At 45.4% G+C, this 19832-nt stretch carries 19 protein-coding genes and 2 tRNA genes; 9 read left to right on the top strand and 12 right to left on the bottom strand.

Going from position 1 to position 19832, the window contains the following annotated elements:
• Positions 1–130 precede the first annotated feature (130 nt).
• Positions 131–219 (top strand) — tRNA-Leu (locus ICN38_RS06640).
• Between the two features lie 20 nt (positions 220–239).
• On the opposite strand, the gene ICN38_RS06635 is transcribed toward ICN38_RS06640, so the two are convergent.
• Together ICN38_RS06635 and ICN38_RS06630 are read right to left on the bottom strand one after the other, a co-directional pair.
• Positions 240–863 (bottom strand): flavin reductase family protein, encoded by a 624-nt coding sequence (locus ICN38_RS06635; RefSeq protein ID WP_216256299.1) that lies wholly within the window; start codon positions 861–863, stop codon positions 240–242.
• Between the two features lie 22 nt (positions 864–885).
• On the bottom strand, positions 886–1878 hold the full coding sequence (locus ICN38_RS06630) for a tripartite tricarboxylate transporter substrate binding protein (RefSeq protein ID WP_216256298.1): 993 nt from the start codon (positions 1876–1878) through the stop codon (positions 886–888).
• Between the two features lie 150 nt (positions 1879–2028).
• Between ICN38_RS06630 and ICN38_RS06625 the strand changes: the two genes are divergently transcribed.
• A complete protein-coding gene (locus ICN38_RS06625; protein ID WP_216256297.1) occupies positions 2029–2508 on the top strand; it encodes a hypothetical protein in 480 nt (159 codons plus the stop codon).
• 7 nt (positions 2509–2515) lie between these two features.
• Here the strand turns inward: ICN38_RS06625 and ICN38_RS06620 are convergent, their stop codons facing one another.
• From ICN38_RS06620 to ICN38_RS06600, 5 genes are read right to left on the bottom strand one after another with little or no spacing between them, the layout of a single operon-like run.
• On the bottom strand, positions 2516–2929 hold the full coding sequence (locus ICN38_RS06620; protein ID WP_216256296.1) for a biopolymer transporter ExbD: 414 nt from the start codon (positions 2927–2929) through the stop codon (positions 2516–2518).
• A gap of 2 nt (positions 2930–2931) precedes the next feature.
• Complete coding sequence (locus tag ICN38_RS06615; protein ID WP_216256295.1) at positions 2932–3624, bottom strand: MotA/TolQ/ExbB proton channel family protein; 693 nt, start codon at positions 3622–3624, stop codon at positions 2932–2934.
• 5 nt (positions 3625–3629) lie between these two features.
• Positions 3630–4322, bottom strand: coding sequence for an energy transducer TonB (locus tag ICN38_RS06610; RefSeq protein ID WP_216256294.1), 693 nt, complete (start codon positions 4320–4322; stop codon positions 3630–3632).
• Positions 4319–5125 carry a glutamate racemase gene (gene murI, locus ICN38_RS06605; RefSeq protein WP_216256293.1) on the bottom strand — a complete coding sequence of 269 codons (807 nt, stop codon included), beginning with the start codon at positions 5123–5125 and terminating at the stop codon, positions 4319–4321. Before murI ends, ICN38_RS06610 begins: the two co-directional genes overlap by 4 nt.
• A 23-nt stretch (positions 5126–5148) precedes the next feature.
• On the bottom strand, positions 5149–6672 hold the full coding sequence (locus ICN38_RS06600; protein WP_216256292.1) for a fumarate hydratase: 1524 nt from the start codon (positions 6670–6672) through the stop codon (positions 5149–5151).
• Between the two features lie 162 nt (positions 6673–6834).
• Here ICN38_RS06600 and acs point away from each other — a divergent pair, with 162 nt between their 5' ends.
• From acs to ICN38_RS06585, 3 genes are all read left to right on the top strand, one after another.
• On the top strand, positions 6835–8808 hold the full coding sequence (acs, locus tag ICN38_RS06595) for an acetate--CoA ligase (RefSeq protein ID WP_216256291.1): 1974 nt from the start codon (positions 6835–6837) through the stop codon (positions 8806–8808).
• 60 nt (positions 8809–8868) lie between these two features.
• Positions 8869–8959 (top strand) — tRNA-Ser (locus tag ICN38_RS06590).
• Positions 8960–9046: 87 nt separating this feature from the next.
• The gene (locus ICN38_RS06585) at positions 9047–9349 is read left to right on the top strand and encodes a YciI family protein (protein ID WP_216256290.1); all 303 of its coding nucleotides are present in this window, start codon (positions 9047–9049) and stop codon (positions 9347–9349) included.
• Between the two features lie 75 nt (positions 9350–9424).
• On the opposite strand, the gene ICN38_RS06580 is transcribed toward ICN38_RS06585, so the two are convergent.
• The gene (locus ICN38_RS06580; protein ID WP_255562752.1) at positions 9425–10018 is read right to left on the bottom strand and encodes a DUF1080 domain-containing protein; all 594 of its coding nucleotides are present in this window, start codon (positions 10016–10018) and stop codon (positions 9425–9427) included.
• Positions 10019–10146: 128 nt separating this feature from the next.
• Between ICN38_RS06580 and ICN38_RS06575 the strand changes: the two genes are divergently transcribed.
• The 4 genes from ICN38_RS06575 to nadB all read left to right on the top strand — a co-directional run bounded on the left by ICN38_RS06575 (position 10147) and on the right by nadB (position 17036).
• Positions 10147–10368 carry a hypothetical protein gene (locus ICN38_RS06575; RefSeq protein WP_216256289.1) on the top strand — a complete coding sequence of 74 codons (222 nt, stop codon included), beginning with the start codon at positions 10147–10149 and terminating at the stop codon, positions 10366–10368.
• A 193-nt stretch (positions 10369–10561) separates the two neighbouring features.
• Positions 10562–12364 carry an NADH-ubiquinone oxidoreductase-F iron-sulfur binding region domain-containing protein gene (locus tag ICN38_RS06570; protein WP_216256288.1) on the top strand — a complete coding sequence of 601 codons (1803 nt, stop codon included), beginning with the start codon at positions 10562–10564 and terminating at the stop codon, positions 12362–12364.
• 21 nt (positions 12365–12385) lie between these two features.
• Complete coding sequence (fdhF, locus tag ICN38_RS06565) at positions 12386–15280, top strand: formate dehydrogenase subunit alpha (protein WP_216256287.1); 2895 nt, start codon at positions 12386–12388, stop codon at positions 15278–15280.
• A 94-nt stretch (positions 15281–15374) separates the two neighbouring features.
• Positions 15375–17036, top strand: coding sequence for an L-aspartate oxidase (gene nadB, locus ICN38_RS06560; RefSeq protein WP_216256286.1), 1662 nt, complete (start codon positions 15375–15377; stop codon positions 17034–17036).
• 20 nt (positions 17037–17056) lie between these two features.
• On the opposite strand, the gene ICN38_RS06555 is transcribed toward nadB, so the two are convergent.
• The 4 genes from ICN38_RS06555 to nadA all read right to left on the bottom strand — a co-directional run bounded on the left by ICN38_RS06555 (position 17057) and on the right by nadA (position 19765).
• Positions 17057–17359, bottom strand: coding sequence for an addiction module antidote protein (locus tag ICN38_RS06555; protein ID WP_216256285.1), 303 nt, complete (start codon positions 17357–17359; stop codon positions 17057–17059).
• A gap of 9 nt (positions 17360–17368) precedes the next feature.
• Positions 17369–17659: a type II toxin-antitoxin system RelE/ParE family toxin gene (locus tag ICN38_RS06550; protein ID WP_216256284.1), complete on the bottom strand. Its 291-nt coding sequence runs from the start codon at positions 17657–17659 to the stop codon at positions 17369–17371.
• 77 nt (positions 17660–17736) lie between these two features.
• Positions 17737–18591 (bottom strand): carboxylating nicotinate-nucleotide diphosphorylase, encoded by an 855-nt coding sequence (gene nadC, locus ICN38_RS06545; protein WP_216256283.1) that lies wholly within the window; start codon positions 18589–18591, stop codon positions 17737–17739.
• Between the two features lie 46 nt (positions 18592–18637).
• On the bottom strand, positions 18638–19765 hold the full coding sequence (nadA, locus tag ICN38_RS06540) for a quinolinate synthase NadA (protein WP_216256282.1): 1128 nt from the start codon (positions 19763–19765) through the stop codon (positions 18638–18640).
• Positions 19766–19832: the final 67 nt, after the last annotated feature.

Genomic DNA, 19832 nt, shown 5'->3' with positions numbered 1-19832 from the left:
ATAGTTTAGTGGTTTTGCTTAAACTAAGCCTTTGCCCAAGGGGCTTAGGACTTCCCGAGTCACTAGGGTCTTGCATGCTAAAATTTCGATTGTCTTGATTTATATAGCACGGCAGTTACTGTTAGTGCGAGCCCGAGTGGTGAAATCGGTAGACACAGCAGATTTAAAATCTGCCGACTCAAAAAAGTCGTGCCGGTTCGATTCCGGCCTCGGGCACCAATCGACAACAGAGGACATTTTTAACGAATAGATGAAGAGCCGACCGGCCTTTCTACTTCAAAAATATCGCTGCTACGCAAGTAAAACGATTTGCCGTGCATTCTTGCGACAAGCCCTAGCTTTTCCACTAAGACGTAGCCATTTTCTGCATCATAAAATTGATCATCAATATGGTAATGAATCACATTACCAATCACGATATTCCTATCGTGCCCTATATCCATAATTTCAACGATCCGGCATTCCATATTGATGGGGGACTCTGCAATTCTTGGGGGCTTTACTTGTATCGATGGCGCAGCAGTGAGGCCAGAATATTGCAACTCATCTTCGCCAGCCGGGAGCGCGCTTGCACAGAGACTCATTTTTTCGACAATATCTTCAGAGACCATATTGACTACAAATTCTTTGGTGAGTTGCATATTACGCACAGTATCTTTTGGAATACCTGGACTTTTTGAATCTATCCCTAAAACAACAATGGCTGGAGTGCTCGCCATAATATTGAAAAAGCTAAATGGCGCTGCGTTGATTCTGCCTTCCTCATCTTGGGTAGTCACTAAAGCGATTGGACGGGGGAGAATACTACTCAGTAACAGCTTGTAGCGCTCTTTTTTATCGATAGAATTTAAATCTATATGCATAGGTATTTTGGGCTTATCTTTTCTAGTCTAGAGTAATGCCAGATTTACTAATCACTACTTTCCAATCAGCAATCTCTGATTGAATTTGTTTATTCATGAGTGCTGGAGTGGTATGTACGGTGGTCCAGCCTTGTTCAAGGAGTTTAGCCTTGACATCAGGCATGGCAATAATTTTCCCCAGTTCTAGATTAATCTTATTGATTACTGCAGGGGGAGTACCACTAGGCGCAAGAATTCCATACCAAGAACTGACTTTAAAGCCTGGAACACCCTGATCTTTAATTGGCTTTATTCCGGGTAGTGTTTCGAGAGGTTTATCGCCCGTTACCGCAATTGCGCGGAGTTTTCCCGATTTAATGTATTGAATCGCTGCAGGAACCGTTGAAAAACTCATCTGAATATCGCCCGCTAGCAGCGCAGTTGTAACAGGTGCGCCTCCACGATAGGGGATATGCGTAATATCAACCCCCGTTAATTGGTTAAAGACCTCTAAGGAGAGGTGGCCAGTTGTTGCAATGCCTGATGATCCCGAGTGCAGTTTTCCGGGATTGGCTTTGGCATAGGCAATGAGCTCCTGGATATTCTTGACGGGGAGCTGGTTATTAACTACGACTACATTTTCAACGTTGACTAAGATATCAACCCCAGCAAAATCTTTTTCTGAATCGTAGCCTACCTTTTTCATGACACTTGGCAAGACTTCTACCGGACCAACGGATCCCAGCAGTAGGGTATAGCCATCTTTATCAGCTCTTGCAACCTCGCTAGCTGCAATCACGCCACCGCCGCCAGACTTGTTATCAACCACAATGGTTTGCTTCCAGGCTTCACCCAGTTTTTGAGCAAGGAGACGGGCTAGGATGTCAGTTGCACCCCCAGGAGCAAATGGGCTAATGATCTTGATCGGTCTATTCGGATAAGTTGCTGCAGCATCTTGGGCAGCACAAAAAGGGCTGATGCTTATTAGAAGTCCCAGTGCAAGCAGGCGGGCACCTTGCCGCGCAAATAGAATCATGTGAATTGTCTCAAAATCTTTTAGTTTTATAGGAAGCTACTGTGAGAGTTTATAGGTAAATTGTGCTTTGTGAGTGAAGTCCAAATTCATAGCCGGCGCGGCAATAGATTGAGATAATGACATTTTTAGCCATGTAGTAGATTGGTAGATATGAAACTCCATGCCCGTATGTTTGGTCTGAGCGGCCTGCTTTTAATGCAGTTACTCTTTGCTACCTCAGTGTTTGCCCAAAGCCTTGCATTTCAGTGCACCAGGGTGGAAGGTGATCTTACGGAGACTTATGAGTTGCAGATTAAATCCGCTACCGGCAGCCTTCCAAGCCAAAAAGGAAAGGTGTACTTGGATGGACGTGACTTAGATCGAGTAGGCGCCGATGGTAATCAGACCATTAAGAACATCCTAATTACCAAAGAGCGGATTTCGTATTTAAGCGATACCCGATTTGAAGCAGAATTATTAGAGGGCGTATCTTATCTGCCAGGATCTGTTACTTCAATAGTTACCATTGATAGAGCAAGCGGCAGGCTACGAAGGGTGGATACGATAGTGGGTGGGATTCTTGCCGCAAGCTTAGGCGAGGGAACGAAATCTTATGAGGAGCAGTGCGCTCCCCTTAAAGATAGCAAATAACTATAGATTAATTGGGTTCAGTAACAAACCCGAGCTTTGTTAAGCCCGCACGACGAGAAGCAGCAAGTACTTGGGCAACATATTCATATTTAACGGATTTGTCTGCTCGTAAATTGATTTCAGGTTGCGGTTCTTTTTGAGCCGCTTTTTCTGCATAACCATCAAACGTCTTGAGATCAATTGCTGCGCTATTCCAGAAAATTTGACCCGTGGCATCAATTGATAGTTGAACTGACTCAGGCTTTACTTCGTTACGAACACTATTAGCCTTAGGGAGTTCCACTTTGACTGCTTGCTGAATCACGGGCAAGGTAATGATGAAAATAATCAAGAGCACCAACATGACATCCACCATTGGCGTCATGTTAATTTCAGCCATGATGCTATCTTCGTTCTGATCATTCGGTAGATTAAAAGACATACTTATTCTCCAGAATGAACACGTGCACCAGTGACAAAATAGGCCAATAGATCATTGCCAAAACGATTGAGATCAGTAACGAGTAATTTATTAGCGCGATTAATAGCATTAAAACCAAGCACTGCAGGAATCGCTACTGCGAGACCCAAGGCAGTCATGATGAGGGCTTCACCAATGGGGCCAGCCACTTGATCAATTTGGGCGCTGCCAGAGGTGCTGATGGCAATGAGCGCATGGTAAATACCCCATACAGTTCCAAACAATCCAATAAAGGGAGCAGTAGCACCGGTTGAGCCTAAAAAGGTAAGCCCCTTTTGAAGCTTAGCAGCGACACCATCGATGCTATTTTTAATGCTTCTGGCCATCCACTCGGAATAATTGAGTGTTTGCAGTAGTTCACGATGGTTAGTGGCTTGGCTCTGGTGATGATGTGATGACTCCATAGAGGCCTTGGCTATTTGATAGTAAGGATTATTGGAGATATCGCTAAAACTTTGAATGCCTTGCTCAAAAGAAGTGGCATGCCAAAATTTTTCGAGTTCTGGGCTTAGTTTGCGCAAATGACGTAAGTCCCAAAAACGGGTGAGCAAGATCACCCAGGTCACTATCGAACTAGCGACTAGAGCAAGCGCAACAAAACGGGTAATGGCATCGCCTTCAAGCCAAAGATTTGCTAAGCCAAATGGTGTATTCATAATAATTAACTCTTTAAATTAAATCGAATTGCAAGGTTAGTAGAAATTCTGGCGGGAGACCCATTTACCAAGAACGGTTTAAAGCGATAACGTTTGCCAATCTCAGTGGCGGCGCGATCTAATCTAGGGTAAGCACTCGATCTGAGCATAGCCACCTCTTCAACGACACCAGTTTCATCAATAATCAATTTCACAACCACTTCACCTTGCTCTCCTGACCGTTTTGAAAACGAGGGGTAATAGGCATCTGCATCAGGCTGATAGACAACAATTAGTTTACCAATGTCGGTCTGAATAGGGGTGCCGCTTGCGCCGCCAGTAGTGGCAGGGGCGACACTAGCATTAGGAAGGGTGGATTCACTCTTATTTTGTGGACTGGATTGTGGGGATTGGGTTTGTTGCTGCGGTTGGACGGGAGCTGGCTTCTCAGCAGTTTTTTCATCGACTGTTTTCTGTTTTTGCTCTGGCTTGGGTTTAGGTGGGGGTGGAGCAGGGGGCTGCTGGCTTTTGTTAGCAGTATCAGGACTGACAAGATTTGCCATGACGCGCGCGTCATCATCTGTTTTTGCTGGTCTAGAATCCCAGTGTAAAAATTCGAGTGCAGGTAATGCATGTAAGAGTACGACAATGACAATAATAATCCGCTCTGTTTTATTAAACGGAAGATGGGCGTCTAGCTTTTGCAAGAAAGTGCTCATCGAATGCTGCTCAAGCGTTTTGTTTGGACTTGATGCGAGGACATATCACTAGCCATTAATTCAGTGGCCATACACAGGAGGCTGAGCTCATCTTTGCTGCTAATAAAGGTGAGGGTAAAAGACGATCTGCCCTGTGAAGATTTCTCCTGTGACTCTAGCTGACTCTTGAGTTGTCGAACAACTGCTTCACTGGTATCGATCAGGTTAATAGACTCACCAAGGAGTTTGCGAATCGCATTGCGTAAAAAAGGATAGTGCGTGCAACCCAAAACTAGGGTATCAGCCCCTGCATCTTGAATAAGCTCAAGGTGTTGAGCGAGCAATTCCAGAGCTTCTGGACTATCGGCTTTACCTGCCTCAATTAATGGCACTAATCCAGCCCCAGCTTGCTTGATGAATTGGCAGTGGCTCGGAAGCGTTGCTAAAAGTGCATTGAACTTGTCACTCTTTAAAGTTGCCTCTGTTGCTAAGACGCCTACGATACCATTTTTCGTTTGCATTGCTGCAGGTTTAATCCCGGGTTCTACCCCAATCACGCTTATGGCTAAAGATTCTCGTATCTTTTGGATTGCTTCTGCCGTTGCAGTATTGCAAGCCACCACGATGGCATCACAACCCTGATTTAACAACTGGGTACATAAGGCAAGACTGCGAGCGGCGATCCACTCGCTAGATTTTTCGCCATAGGGCGCATTTGCTGAATCAGCGAGGTAGATGAAGTCGTTTTGGGGAAGCTGGCGCAGAGCTTCATCCAGAATGGATAAGCCCCCAACACCAGAATCAAATACGCCAATAAGTGCCAATGTAAACTTTGTTTATAGATGAGTTAGGCAATCACAACGGGAATGCCAGCAATCTTGGCTTGCCAATCACGAGGCCCTTCATGATGCATCGAGATACCTTGAGAGTTGACTGCGACTGTCACGGGCATATCTTTCACATCAAACTCATAAATGGCTTCCATTCCTAAGTCTGCAAAGCCAACTACTTTGGATGACTGAATTGCCTTAGATACGAGGTAAGCTGCACCACCGACTGCCATGAGGTAAGCTGACTTATGTTTTTTGATTGCTTCGATTGCTTCTGGGCCACGCTCTGCTTTGCCAATCATTGCTATCAAGCCGGTCTTTGATAGCATCATTTCTGTGAACTTATCCATGCGTGTCGATGTCGTAGGACCTGCAGGACCTACAACCTCATCACGAACTGGATCGACTGGTCCAACGTAATAGATGACACGATTTTTAAAGCTCACTGGTAACGCTTCACCTTTGGCGAGCATATCGGCAATACGCTTATGAGCAGCATCACGACCAGTCAAGATTTTTCCATTGAGTAGCAGTGTCTCACCAGGTTTCCAGCTCGCTACTTCCTCTGGCGTAAGGGCATCTAAGTTGACGCGTTTGGACTTATTGACATCCGCAGTCCAAGTAACGTCTGGCCAATCAGATAAGGAAGGTGCCTCTAATTTAGCTGGGCCATCACCATGCAAGTGAAAGTGAATATGACGGGTCGCTGCGCAATTTGGAATCATGGCAACGGGTAGGGAGGCAGCGTGAGTTGGATATTCCATGATCTTGACGTCCAACACGGTTGTGAGGCCACCTAAACCTTGTGCGCCAATACCCAATCTATTTACTTTGTCATAGATCTCCAAGCGTAATTCTTCAGCACGTGTCTTTGGGCCGCGAGCAATTAGATCTTGAATGTCCACGGGCCCCATTAAAGATTCTTTAGCCATCAACATGGCTTTTTCTGGGGTTCCACCAATGCCAATACCCAAAATGCCAGGAGGGCACCAACCTGCGCCCATCGTAGGAACAGTTTTGAGAACCCAATCCACAACAGAGTCAGATGGGTTGAGCATCACCATCTTGGCTTTATTTTCTGAGCCGCCACCTTTAGCAGCACAAATCACTTCAACATCATCACCAGGAACGATTTCATAATGAATCACAGCAGGGGTGTTATCGCCAGTATTTTTACGTTTTCCTGCTGGGTCCGATAAGACAGAGGCGCGCAACATGTTATCGGGATTCAAATAAGCACGACGTACCCCTTCATTTACCATATCACTAACACTCATGGTGGCATCTGACCAATGAACATCCATACCAATCTTGAGAAAAACAACTGAAATCCCAGTGTCCTGACAGATTGGACGATGGCCTTCGGCACACATTCGGCTGTTAGTCAGAATTTGGGCAATAGCATCTTTAGCCGCTTCACCTTTTTCTAAGGAATATGCTTTTCCCATGGCCTGAACAAAGTCCTTAGGGTGGTAGTAAGAAATGAACTGAAAGGCGTCTGCAACACTTTGAATAAGGTCGTTTTGTTTGATATTTGTCATAGATTTTGGTTAATTTGTAAGGTTTGCCCTATTTTAAGGGTTTGCCATAGAGCAAATCCCGAGTGTTTTCACTTATCTTCTAAGGTTCTGAGGGTCTAATCCCATCATTTTGCGACATTTTGGCAAAAAAATTACTGATTATTTGATTGAGGGCTGTGAAGCATGGAACCATTAAAACAAGAAAACCGCGTCTTTCACCCACCAGCAGACTTTGTGAAAAGTGCCGCTATTCCGGGTATGGACGCCTATAACAAGCTCTGTGATGAAGCTAATAAGGATTATGACGCTTTCTGGGGTCGTCTTGCTAAAGAGAATATTTATTGGAAGAAGCCCTTTACAAAAATTTTAGATGAGTCCAAGGCACCTTTTTATAAGTGGTTTGAAGATGGCACAACTAATGCTTCATATAACTGTTTAGATCTCCAAGTTCAAAATGGTTTAGGTGACAAGACCGCCATTATTTTTGAAGCTGATGATGGCACAGTAACCAATGTCACATACAAAGAGCTGCTTGAGCGCGTTTGCAAAATGTCAAATGCATTGCGCAGGATGGGTATCAAGTCTGGTGATCGCGTCATTATTTACATGGCAATGACCATTGAAGGTATTGTGGCAATGCAAGCTTGTGCTCGTATCGGTGCAATTCACTCTGTGGTGTTTGGTGGATTTTCTGCTCAAGCCTTGCGTGATCGAATCGTTGACGTTGGTGCAGTTGCAGTCATTACTGCTGACGGACAATTTCGTGGCGGCAAATCATTGCCATTAAAAGCAATTTGTGATGAAGCCCTTTCAACTGGTGAATGCGCCAATGTCAAGCATGTCATCGTTAGTAAACGTACAGGTATCGATGTAACCATGACACCTGGTCGTGATGTTTGGATGCAAGAGATTGTGGCTAATGAAGCTGCTACTTGCGAGCCGGAATGGGTAAGCGCGGAACATCCTTTATTTATTCTGTATACCTCTGGTTCAACTGGTAAGCCTAAGGGCGTGCAGCACTCAACTGGTGGATATCTCTTGTGGGCTATTCTCACCATGAAGTGGACTTTTGATATTAAGCCCCAGGATGTGTTCTGGTGTACTGCAGATATTGGCTGGGTAACAGGTCACTCCTACATTACTTATGGCCCACTTGCAGTTGGCGCTACTGAGATTGTGTTTGAAGGCGTACCTACCTATCCAAATGCCGGCCGTTTTTGGCACATGATTCAAAAACATAAGGCCAGTATTTTCTATACAGCACCAACGGCTATTCGTTCTTTGATTAAAGCATCTAGTAATGATGAGGCAGTGCATCCAAAGAGCTATGATTTATCTTCATTACGACTCTTGGGTTCTGTAGGCGAGCCAATCAATCCCGAGGCTTGGATGTGGTACTACGAAAACGTTGGCGGCACACGTTGCCCGATTGCCGATACTTTCTGGCAAACCGAAACTGGCGGTCACATGATTTCACCATTGCCTGGTGCAACACCAATGATTCCAGGTTCATGCACTTTGCCATTACCTGGTATTCAAGCGGCAATTGTTGACGAAGCAGGTGTCGATGTGCCAAATGGCCATGGCGGTATTTTGGTCGTCAAGCGTCCTTGGCCTTCAATGATTCGTACGATTTGGAATGATGCCGATCGTTTTGTGAAGTCTTACTTCCCAGAAGAGTTGGGTGGCACTTTATATCTGGCGGGTGATGGTGCAATCCGAAATAAAGATACTGGTTACTTCACTATTACTGGGCGTATCGATGACGTCTTAAACGTTTCTGGTCACCGGATGGGCACGATGGAAATCGAATCTTGCTTAGTGGCTAATCCATTGGTTGCTGAAGCTGCCGTAGTTGGTCGTCCTGATGATATAACTGGTGAAGCTATATGCGTATTCGTGGTTCTCAAAGGCGGTCGCCCAACAGGTGATGAGGCCAAGAGGCTTGCAACTGAATTGCGTAACTGGGTTGGTAAGGAAATCGGCCCAATTGCCAAACCAAAAGATGTGCGCTTTGGTGATAATTTACCTAAGACTCGTTCTGGCAAGATCATGCGTCGCTTACTTCGCGTGATCGCTAAAGGTGAAGAGGTTACTCAAGACACTTCTACTTTAGAAAATCCACATATCTTGGATCAGCTTAAAGAGTCACTGTAAGACGTCTTTATTGGCTTTTAAGGCAAAACCCTTTCGGCAATCGTATAATCATGGGTTACCGGAAGGGTGGATGAGCGGTTTAAGTCACACGCCTGGAAAGCGTGCGTAGGTTAATAGCCTACCGCGGGTTCGAATCCCGCCCCTTCCGCCAGCAGTTATCAAAACCACCTTCGGGTGGTTTTTTATTATTTAAATCCCGTAATATTCTGTTAGGACTTAACTAATAATTGGAGACAAAATGATATTTGCTATTTTGCTAATGGATCGTCCAGGAACCTTGGATTTACGTGTTCAAGTCAGGCCGGAGCATCGCGCTTATCTTGCGCAATTATCAGATCGCATGGCCTTTGCTGGACCCCTAATGTCAGATGATGGTAAGACGCCGATTGGTAGTTTATTAGCGATTGATTTTGACAGCAGGGCAGATGTAGAAACTTGGCTACAGAATGAGCCTTACACCTTAGCGGGACTTTATGAAAAACCAGTGATCCATCCTTTTAATAATATGTGGGCTCAAATGATGGGATTCCCGCCGGCATAAGATCTTGCAGCTTTCCTCAATCTTCATTAAAAAAGCCACTGTTTAAGTGGCTTTTGATTTTCTACAGAATCATTATTAGATCGGCTTGATCTCTAACTTTCTAAATTTGATAGTGCCACCAGCAGATTGGAGGGCGATAGGACCCTCAGGAAACTTACTGTCATTTGCTTCAGCAGTAACGACCCCATTCATGGATACTTTTAACTGTGAGCCGTTTGCCACAATTTCCATTGTGTTCCAACGCCCACCAGCTTTGTGAATAGGATTGACTTTAGCAAAATCCACAATTGCCCCAGTTGAATATTCTTGGCCGGGACGGGTATCCCAAATATTGACTTCATATGAATTAGCAGCGCCGACCTTTGCTGGGTCTTGGCAGCGAATAAAAATGCCACTATTGGTGTCCGATTCAGCCCAAAATTCAGCACGAATAATGAAGTTTTTATAGCTCTTTGTGCTAACTAAAAATCCGGAGGGTTTATTTCCTTCGACGATCCCATTGCCAATGACCCAACTGGCATTGCCAATAATGTTCCAGCCATTTAGGCTTAGACCATCGATCATTGGGGTATAGCCATCTTGAGATTGGGCGTTCACACTGCCTGCAGATAAGAGGGCGGTGACAATTGAAAAGATCATTGCCATAATGCGACGATGGATTGATTTCATAGGATTCTCCAGACAAAGTATTTTTATTATGTATTTGCTGCTCGCCTCTATTGTTGCTGAGTTTGTGCAAATAAGACAAGTAAACGCTTTCCCTTAACCTCACACGCAGAATCCAGTAGACTTGAGGAATGAATTCATCAAAAATGCGCATTCTATTGGTTTCTTCCCTAACTCTTTTGCTGCTCTCGGCCTGTGGGTCGATGGAGTCTGCGGCTCAAGAAGATTGCACCTCTATTGGGTGGCAGATCGGTACGCCTGGATACAACGATTGCTACCGGGCACGTCTCTATGAGCGTCAATTAGATTACTCTTTGCCACCCGGCGATAGACCTAGACCCTCATTGATTTAGTCTAGGGTTTACCCTTATTTGAATCCCTTGAGCGCCGTCAAGGACTTGGGGGATGAAATAACCCAAAATTGGGTGTTATTGAACTTCTGCTTTAGTCAACAGGATGGTTTGTTAAGGTCGATTTTCGAATAAGAACACTGAATAAAAAGCTAGTCGCCTGATGCGGCAAGTAAATCATTAGAGGCTACAAGTTATGAATCACCCCAAGCCTTCTGGAGAAGTCAAAGCTGTTGCTGTAGCTACAGCTGATGATCTGCGGGAGACCATTCGCCGTAAAAGTAAGCTTAAGGGTCGTCAGCCTGACGATTCATCTTTGGCTGAAGTACATCGCTTAATTGGCTTTGATGCTTCACGTCGCGATCTATTAATTGAAAATCTTCATAAGATCAATGATGAGTACCGCGCACTTCATGATCGTCATTTAGTAGCTTTAGCTAAAGAAATGAATTTGCCCATGGCTGAGGTTTATGAAGTGGCTACTTTCTATCATCACTTTGAAGTGGTGCGAGGGGCTGATCCAGTAGCTGATATTACAGTGCGTATTTGTGATGGTGTTTCTTGTGAACTTGCTGGGGCAAAAAGTCTTTTAGAAAAGTTGCCCTCTATCTTAGACAACCCAAAGGTAAAAGTCATTCCAGCTCCCTGTGTGGGACGTTGCGAACAAGCTCCTATAGTAGTAGTACAACAGCATCCAGTGATATTTGCTACGACTGATAATGTGGCTGCTGCAGTCAAAAATGACATGACGACTCAGGCCTTAGCACGAGATGATGCGCATTTTGACCCAGCGGCTATGGCAGAAAAGAGTATTTCTCCCGTGGGGCCCAATCAATTCATTTCGCCTGATTACGTTGGATTTGATGCCTATAAATCTCAGGGTGGATATGCCCTGGCTAAAGAGATTGCTGATGGCAAGCATAGTATCGAGAGTGTTATTTTGGCGATGGAGAACTCTGGCTTACGTGGACTAGGTGGTGCAGGTTTCCCTGCTGGTCGCAAGTGGCGCATTGTCAAAGATCAGCCCGCACCCAAACTGATGGCTGTCAACATTGATGAGGGTGAACCTGGAACCTTTAAAGATCGCACTTATTTAGAGCGTGACCCTCATCGCTTCTTAGAAGGTATGTTGATTGCTGCTCAAGTAGTTGGGATTGATGCCTGTTACATTTATTTGCGGGATGAATATCATGGTTGCCGTGAATTACTGCAAGTAGAGCTGGATAAATTAAAAGCAAATCCACCAGTCAAATTACCCCTCATTGAGTTACGCCGTGGTGCAGGTGCCTATATTTGTGGCGAAGAGTCTGCCATGATTGAAAGTATCGAGGGCAAGCGGGGCGAGCCGCGCATGCGTCCTCCCTATATCGCACAAGTTGGTTTATTCGGCAGGCCAACCCTTGAGCACAATATGGAAACCTTATATTGGGTGCGCGATATCGTGCAACGTGGGCCAGAGTGGTTTAGTTCTTATGGATTAAATGGGCGCAAAGGGCTGCGCAGTTTCAGTGTCAGCGGTCGCGTAAATCAACCAGGCGTGAAGCTGGCTCCTGCTGGGATTACGATTCAACAGTTAATTGATGATTATTGTGGCGGTATGCAAGAAGGTCATCAGTTCTATGGCTATTTACCAGGCGGGGCCTCTGGTGGCATATTGCCCGCCACAATGAACGACATTCCTCTAGATTTTGATACTTTGCAACCCTATGGCTGTTTTATTGGCTCAGCTGCAGTAGTCGTATTTAGTGATAAAGATAGAGCACGTGATGTTGCTTTAAATGTCATGCGCTTCTTTGAGCATGAGAGTTGTGGGCAGTGCACTCCTTGTCGAGTAGGCACTAGTAAATCAGCGCAATTGATGCAAGCCAAATCTTGGGATCAAGCTACTTTAGAAGATCTGGCCACTGTGATGATAGATGCTTCTATTTGTGGCTTAGGGCAGGCTGCACCAAACCCAATTCGTTGTATTGCCAAATATTTCCCGCAAGAAGTTGCCTAAACTAGGGAAGATAAAAAGAACATGAACGCACCAACCAATCCCCAAGAGCTTGAACTACAAACTGTCGAGTTTAAATTAGATGGTCAAACCATCGTTTCCTATGAAGGCGAGACGATACTTAAAGCAGCTAAACGTCATGGTATCGATATTCCTCATCTATGTTTTAAAGATGGCTATCGTCCCGATGGCAATTGCCGTGCTTGCGTTGTAGAAATTAATGGTGAGAGGACTTTGGCACCTAGCTGCTGCCGTAGCGCTACACCTGGCATGGAAGTAAAAGCCAATAGTGAACGCGCCGTAAAAAGCCAGAAACTTGTTTTAGAAATGCTGTTATCAGACATGCCCGATGAGGGCTTTAAATGGGTTGGAGATACCCCCGCCCAAGAGCAAGAACAACAGCATGGTGAATTAAGTACTTGGGCCACCCGAATGGACGTCACGGTCCGCCCGGCACTGAAAGCCATACGTCGTCATACAGTTCCCTCTGATTATTCTCATCCAGCGATGGCAGTAAATTTAGATGCTTGTATTCAATGTAATCGTTGCGTCCGCGCCTGTCGTGAAGAGCAGGTCAATGATGTGATTGGTTACGCCATGCGCGGCTCTCATAGCGAAATTGTTTTCGACTTGAACGATCCTATGGGTAGCTCTACTTGTGTGGGCTGTGGTGAGTGTGTTCAAGCTTGCCCAACCGGTGCTTTAATGCCTAAGGGCTTAATTGGCTCGCAAACTGTCGATCGTAAAGTCGATTCTGTTTGCCCATTTTGCGGAGTAGGTTGTCAAATTACTTACAACGTAAAAGATGAAAAGATTGTGAGTGTTGATGGCCGCGACGGCCCTGCAAATCACAACCGTCTTTGCGTTAAGGGTCGTTTTGGCATGGACTATATTCATAGCCCGCAGCGCTTGACTAAGCCATTGATTCGTAAAGTAGGCGTACCTAAAGATGAAACTGCTGCGCAAAATCCTCAAGATTGGAGCAATATCTTCCGTGAAGCAACTTGGGAAGAGGCTTTAGATCTAGCTGGTGGAAAGTTCAAAGAACTGAAAGATCAGCATGGCTTAAAAGTGCTGGCTGGATTTGGTTCTGCTAAGGGAAGTAATGAAGAGGCTTATTTATTTCAAAAATTAGTACGCGTAGGTTTTGGTAACAACAACGTTGACCACTGCACCCGACTTTGTCACGCCTCTTCTGTTGCCGCCTTACTCGAAGGAGTGGGCTCTGGCGCAGTGAGTAATCAGGTCAATGACGTTATGCATTCCACGATGATTTTCTTGATTGGCTCTAATCCAACTGCCAATCATCCAGTAGCAGCAACATGGTTTAAGAATGCTGCTAAGCGTGGCACCAAGATTGTCCATTGCGACCCAAGGCTCACAGAAATTAGTACTCATGCTTGGCGTGTCTTGCAGTTTAAGCCCGATACTGACGTAGCAATGCTCAATGCCATGATTTATACGATCATTGAAGAGGGTCTGGTAAATAAAGACTTTATTCAAGATCGTGCAAATAACTACGAAGCCTTAAAAGAAAATATCAAAGGCTATAGTCCCGAGGCGATGGCGCCCATTTGTGGCATTCCGCCAGAGAATTTACGTGAGGTGGCAAGAGCGTTTGCTACTACCAAGTCTGCGATGATCTTGTGGGGCATGGGGGTGAGTCAGCACGTGCATGGAACTGATAACGCTCGATGCTTAATAGCCTTAGCGAGTATCACCGGTCAAATTGGTAAACCAGGATCCGGTTTGCACCCTCTGCGTGGACAGAATAATGTTCAGGGTGCTAGTGATGCAGGATTGATACCCATGATGTTCCCTAATTACCAACGGGTAGACCATGATGCTGCACATGCCTGGTTTGAAAACTTCTGGGATACCAAGCTCGATAAGAAGCCTGGCTTTACCGTAGTTGAGATCATGCACAAGATCACAGCACCTGATAGCGACCCCGACAAGATTCGTGGCATGTATATCGAAGGTGAGAACCCAGCAATGAGTGATCCCGATTTAAACCATGCTCGTCATGCGCTCGCATCCTTAGAGCACTTAGTTGTTCAAGATATCTTCATGACAGAAACAGCCCTCTTGGCTGATGTGGTATTGCCAGCCAGCGCTTGGCCTGAAAAGGTTGGCACCGTCAGCAATACTGACCGTATGGTACAGATGGGCAAGAAGGGCATTAATCCTCCAGGGGATGCCAAGCCAGACCTATGGATCATTCAGCAAATTGCAAAACGGATGGGCTTAGATTGGAACTACCAAGGACCTGATGATGGTGTGGCAGAAGTCTATGATGAAATGCGACTTGCAATGCATGCCGCTATCAAGGGTATTACTTGGGACCGTCTTGAAAGAGAATCCAGTGTTACCTACCCATGCTTAACTGAAGAGGACCCAGGCCGCCCAATCGTATTTGATGATCACTTCGCCACTATTGATGGCAAAGTGAAATTGGTACCAGCAGATATCATTCCTGCAAATGAAAGGCCAGATGCTGAGTATCCATTCGTATTAATCACTGGACGTCAGTTAGAGCATTGGCATACCGGCAGTATGACGAGAAGATCAACCATACTGGATGCCATTGAACCCATGGCAACCGTATCGATGCATGGTGAAGATATGACGCAAATGGGTGTTGTTGCTGGTGATGTAATCACCGTGCAATCTCGTCGTGGTGAGGTGCCTATTCACGTGCGTAGAGATGATGGCACACCAAGAGGCGTTATTTTCATTCCTTTTGCTTACTACGAGGCAGCAGCAAACCTCATCACTAATTCTGCCTTAGACCCATTTGGCAAGATTCCTGAATTTAAGTATTGCGCGGTCAAGCTGACTAAAGGTGGAAAAGCTGCGCTAGCAATAGGTTATGGAACGAATGATCCTCAGAGGCAGAGAGTTATCGAAGCCTCCTAACTCAATACACCACATAGTAAAAACTAAAAGACCCTAATAAGGGTCTTTTATCTTTGAATCGTCAAAATCAATTGCCCTTTAGAATGAAGCTCTTATGGCTAGTTCAAAACCCTCACCAAGCACACTAGAGGCTAAAGCAGACCTACCAGTCCTGATTATTGGAGCTGGACTTGCTGGCTTAACGGTTGCCCTGCATATGGCCGAGACCCAGCCAGTCATTGTGATGGCCAAAAGGGGGCTGGGGGAAGCAGCAACTGCCTGGGCCCAAGGCGGCATTGTTGGAGTGGTCGATAAGGAGCATGACAGCATTGACTCTCATGTGGCAGATACTTTAGATGCAGGTGCAGGGCTCGTGGTTGAATCAACCGCACGATATATTGCAGAAGAGAGCGCAGAAGCACTTCGTTGGTTGGTAGATCAAGGCGTTCCCTTTACCGCTGATGAAACTGGGCCAATGGGATTGCATCTCACTCGTGAAGGCGGACATAGTCATCGCCGTATTGCTCACGCTGCCGATGCCACGGGTAAGGCCATTCATGAAGTGCTCTTAGATAAGGCACGGGCTCACAAAAATATTCAATTATTAGAGCATTGGATTGCTCTAGATTTAATTACCAATCGACATTTAGATGCTAAGACGACTCGTAAAAAACCCAATCGCTGTTATGGGGTCTATGCGCTCGATATTAAAAATAATCATGTAGAAACGATTGCGGCTAAGTCAGTTGTATTAGCTACTGGTGGTGTTGGCAAGGTCTACCGATACACCAGTAATCCTGATACTGCCACTGGTGATGGTATTGCGATGGCCTGGCGTGCAGGTTGCCGCGTGGGTAATATGGAGTTTATCCAATTTCATCCAACTTGTTTGTATCACCCGAGTGACCGCACTTTCTTGATCACTGAAGCCATGCGAGGTGAGGGTGGAATCTTAAAATTGCCTGATGGCACTCACTTTATGTCCGAGCATGATGACCGTAAAGAGCTAGCTCCACGAGATATTGTTGCAAGAGCTATCGACTTTGAAATGAAAAAGCACGGTCTGGATTATGTGCATCTGGATGCAACCCACTTAGGCGAAACTTTTGTCAAAGAGCACTTCCCGATGATTTATGCGCGCTGCTTAACTCTTGGACTCGACATTACTAAAGAACCGATTCCGGTAGTGCCTGCTGCCCACTATACCTGTGGTGGGGTCGTGACCGATCTTAAGGGCCGCACAGACTTGCCGGGACTATATGCAGTGGGTGAGGCCACCTATACAGGCTTACATGGCGCTAACCGTTTAGCAAGCAACTCCCTTTTGGAGTGCGTGGTTATTGGTAAAGCAGCAGCACACGATATTTCAGAACTCAAAACCCCAAGCTTACCAACTCTTCCCTTATGGGACGAGAGCCAAGTAGAAGATGCAGACGAACAAGTGGTGATTGCCCATAACTGGGATGAATTACGTTCTCTTATGTGGAATTATGTTGGCATCGTGAGAACTAACCGAAGATTAGAGCGTGCATTGCACCGAATAAAGTTATTAAGATACGAAGTACAGGAGTACTACGCTAATTTTAAAGTCACAAGAGATTTGATCGAGTTGCGCAACTTGCTTGAGTGTGCCGAGTTGATTGTGAGATCTGCACTCATGCGTAGAGAAAGCAGAGGCTTGCATTACAGTCGTGATTACCCAGGCACATGGGCTGTTTCTTACCCAACTATTCTGACGCCACAAGCAGAGGGCAATTCAGAAAGCTCTAAAACGTAATCCTGAAGAACTTTCAGACCTTATTTTTTGCTAGCAGGCTGAGCATGAAGGCTTAAGCCTAGAGCTGCAATAACCTTGAGAATGGTATCAAATCCTGGACTTCGATCGCCAGAGAGTGATTTATATAAACTTTCTCTCGAAAGCCCCGAGTCTTTTGCAACTTGACTCATTCCTTTTGCTCTGGCAATGTCGCCCAGCGCCTTGGCGATGAATGAAGCATCACCATCTGATTCTTCAATACAAGCATCCAAGTAAGCAGCCATTTCTTTAGGTGTACGCAGATGTTCAGCTACGTCATAGCGGGTTGTAATTGTTTTTTTCATGATGGTTTTCTATAGATTTCTGGCCAAACGCTGGGCTAACTTGATATCTCTACTTTGTGTACTTTTGTCACCCCCAATTAAGAGAATCACAATTTGCTGACCATGCTTAGAGTAATAAATACGGTAACCTGGGCCGAAGTCAATTTTCATTTCAAATACTTTTTCTCCAACCGATTTCACCTTGCCTGGATTTCCCTCCAGTAATCTTTGAATTCTTGCCTGTATCTTTGCCCTAGCGATTAAATCAAAAAGGTTATCAAGCCACACTATAAATTCTTCAGTTTTCCTAATTTCAATCATTCACCACTGTATCCATAAGGATACACTAAGTCAAATAAAAGCCTTAAAACCGATGATGTTGTGGGGCTAAGACGTGTTTATAAAATCCGCATTGAAAAGTCCACCGCATGAATATCCTTAGTGAGCTTGCCCAGAGAAATGCGGTCTACTCCAGTGGCAGCAATAGAGCGCATCTGATCTAAATCAATACCGCCAGATGCTTCTAAAAGGGCACGACCTGCGGTAAAGGCAACAGCTTCACGCATTTGGTCGGTAGTGAAGTTATCAATCAAGATGCTTTTAGCCCCAGCTTCAATAGCCTGTTTAAGTTCTGTCATATTCTCTACTTCTACCTGTATATCAACACCAGAATTGAGGGCTTGAGCTGCTTTGACTGCAGCAGCAACGCCACCTGCTGCGGCAATATGATTTTCCTTAATCAGAATTCCATGCCAAAGCGCTAGGCGTTGATTTTGTCCTCCACCTACACGAACAGCGTACTTCTGTGCTTGGCGTAATCCAGGTATTGTTTTACGAGTATCTAGCACTGCGCAACCCTTCGGATTTGGGCTAACCCCTGCAACGGCATCGACATGATCACGAGCAATAGAGGCTGTCCATGAAAGTGTTTGCAAGAAGTTAATGCAAGGACGCTCAGCAGAAAGTAATGCGCGAGAGTCTGCCTCAATGTCGCAAACCTTCGTATCTGGTTTCATTAAATCACCTTCAATGTAATGCCAGATAACTTTGGCAGAAGGATCTAATTTCTTAAGAGTGCCTTCAAACCAATCAACACCGCAAAGAACGGCAGACTGACGCACAATCAACTGTGCCTTAACCGTTTTACTGGGAACTAATTTAGCTGTCCAGTCACCAGTTCCAATATCTTCCAGGAGCGCATCAGCAATATTGCGTTGCCGCGCTTGCTCTAAGGTCTCGTTGTATTCAAACATAAAAATCAATCAAAAAATAATACAAAGAAAAGAAAATAAAATGGAATCAAGCAGCGCCGATATTTTTCACAAAGCCATGTTGAGCTTTAGCGAGCAGGTCGGGATGATTCTTCGTGAAGTCCAGCATACGCTCGATGCACACTAAAGCATCAGAACGCGTGGACTCGGGAACAAAGATCTCACCAGAAGCATTCTCGAGACAATCCAAGATTCCTTGCAAACCATTCATGGCCATCCAAGGGCAGTGAGCACAGCTTTTGCAAGTGGCGCTATTACCAGCGGTGGGGGCTTCGATGAGAATCTTGTTAGGTGCTAGTTGACGCATCCGATGCAGAATGCCTTTATCTGTTGCTACGATATATTCAGTAGCAGTGCCTTCAACTACAGCTTTAATCATGGCCGAGGTGGAGCCCACAACATCTGCCAAGTCCACTACTGCTTGTGGCGATTCAGGATGAACCAAAACCATGGCATTGGGATGGGCTGCTTTTAGTATTTCAAGCTCTACAGCCTTAAATTCATCATGAACAATGCAGGCACCATTCCAGAGCAACATGTCTGCACCAGTCTGTTCCTGTATATATCTGCCAAGATGGCGATCGGGTGCCCAAAGGATCTTTTTACCCTCAACTTTGAGTTGATGAACAATGGCTAGGGCACAAGAACTAGTGACCATCCAGTCGGCTTGAGCTTTAACGGCAGCACTGGTATTGGCATAGACCACAACTTCACGATCTGGATGAGCGGCCCGAAAAGCAGCAAACTCAGCAGCATCACAACCCAGATCCAGAGAGCAGGTAGCCTCGAGATCGGGCATGAATATCCGCTTCTCTGGACTCAGAATCTTGGCAGTCTCACCCATAAACCGGACCCCCGCTACGATCAAATTCTTGGCAGGATGATTCTTACCAAAGCGGGCCATTTCCAATGAATCGGCCACAAAACCACCAGTCTCCAATGCTAGGTCTTGAATATCGCCATCGACATAGTAGTGGGCAACCAAAGCCGCATCTTTCTCTACTAATAGCTGCTTAATTCGAGCAATCACAGATGCTTTATCAGTGCCAGATAAGTAGGGTGGAGTCTTGGCCCAAGCCTGGGCAGTACATGTTGCGCCAGCAGCATTTTGCTGCGGGTAATCAAAGGAAATCGGTGTGCTAACAGTTGAGTTCATGAGCAATTTTATCCTTGTTGCGAATGAAGGAAGAAGGCTTGCTTAATAATTCATTTGTAGCTACAAT

This window comes from Polynucleobacter sp. AP-Melu-500A-A1, assembly GCF_018882125.1.
Taxonomy (GTDB): Bacteria; Pseudomonadota; Gammaproteobacteria; order Burkholderiales; family Burkholderiaceae; genus Polynucleobacter.
This window is presented reverse-complemented; position numbering and strand designations above follow the sequence as displayed.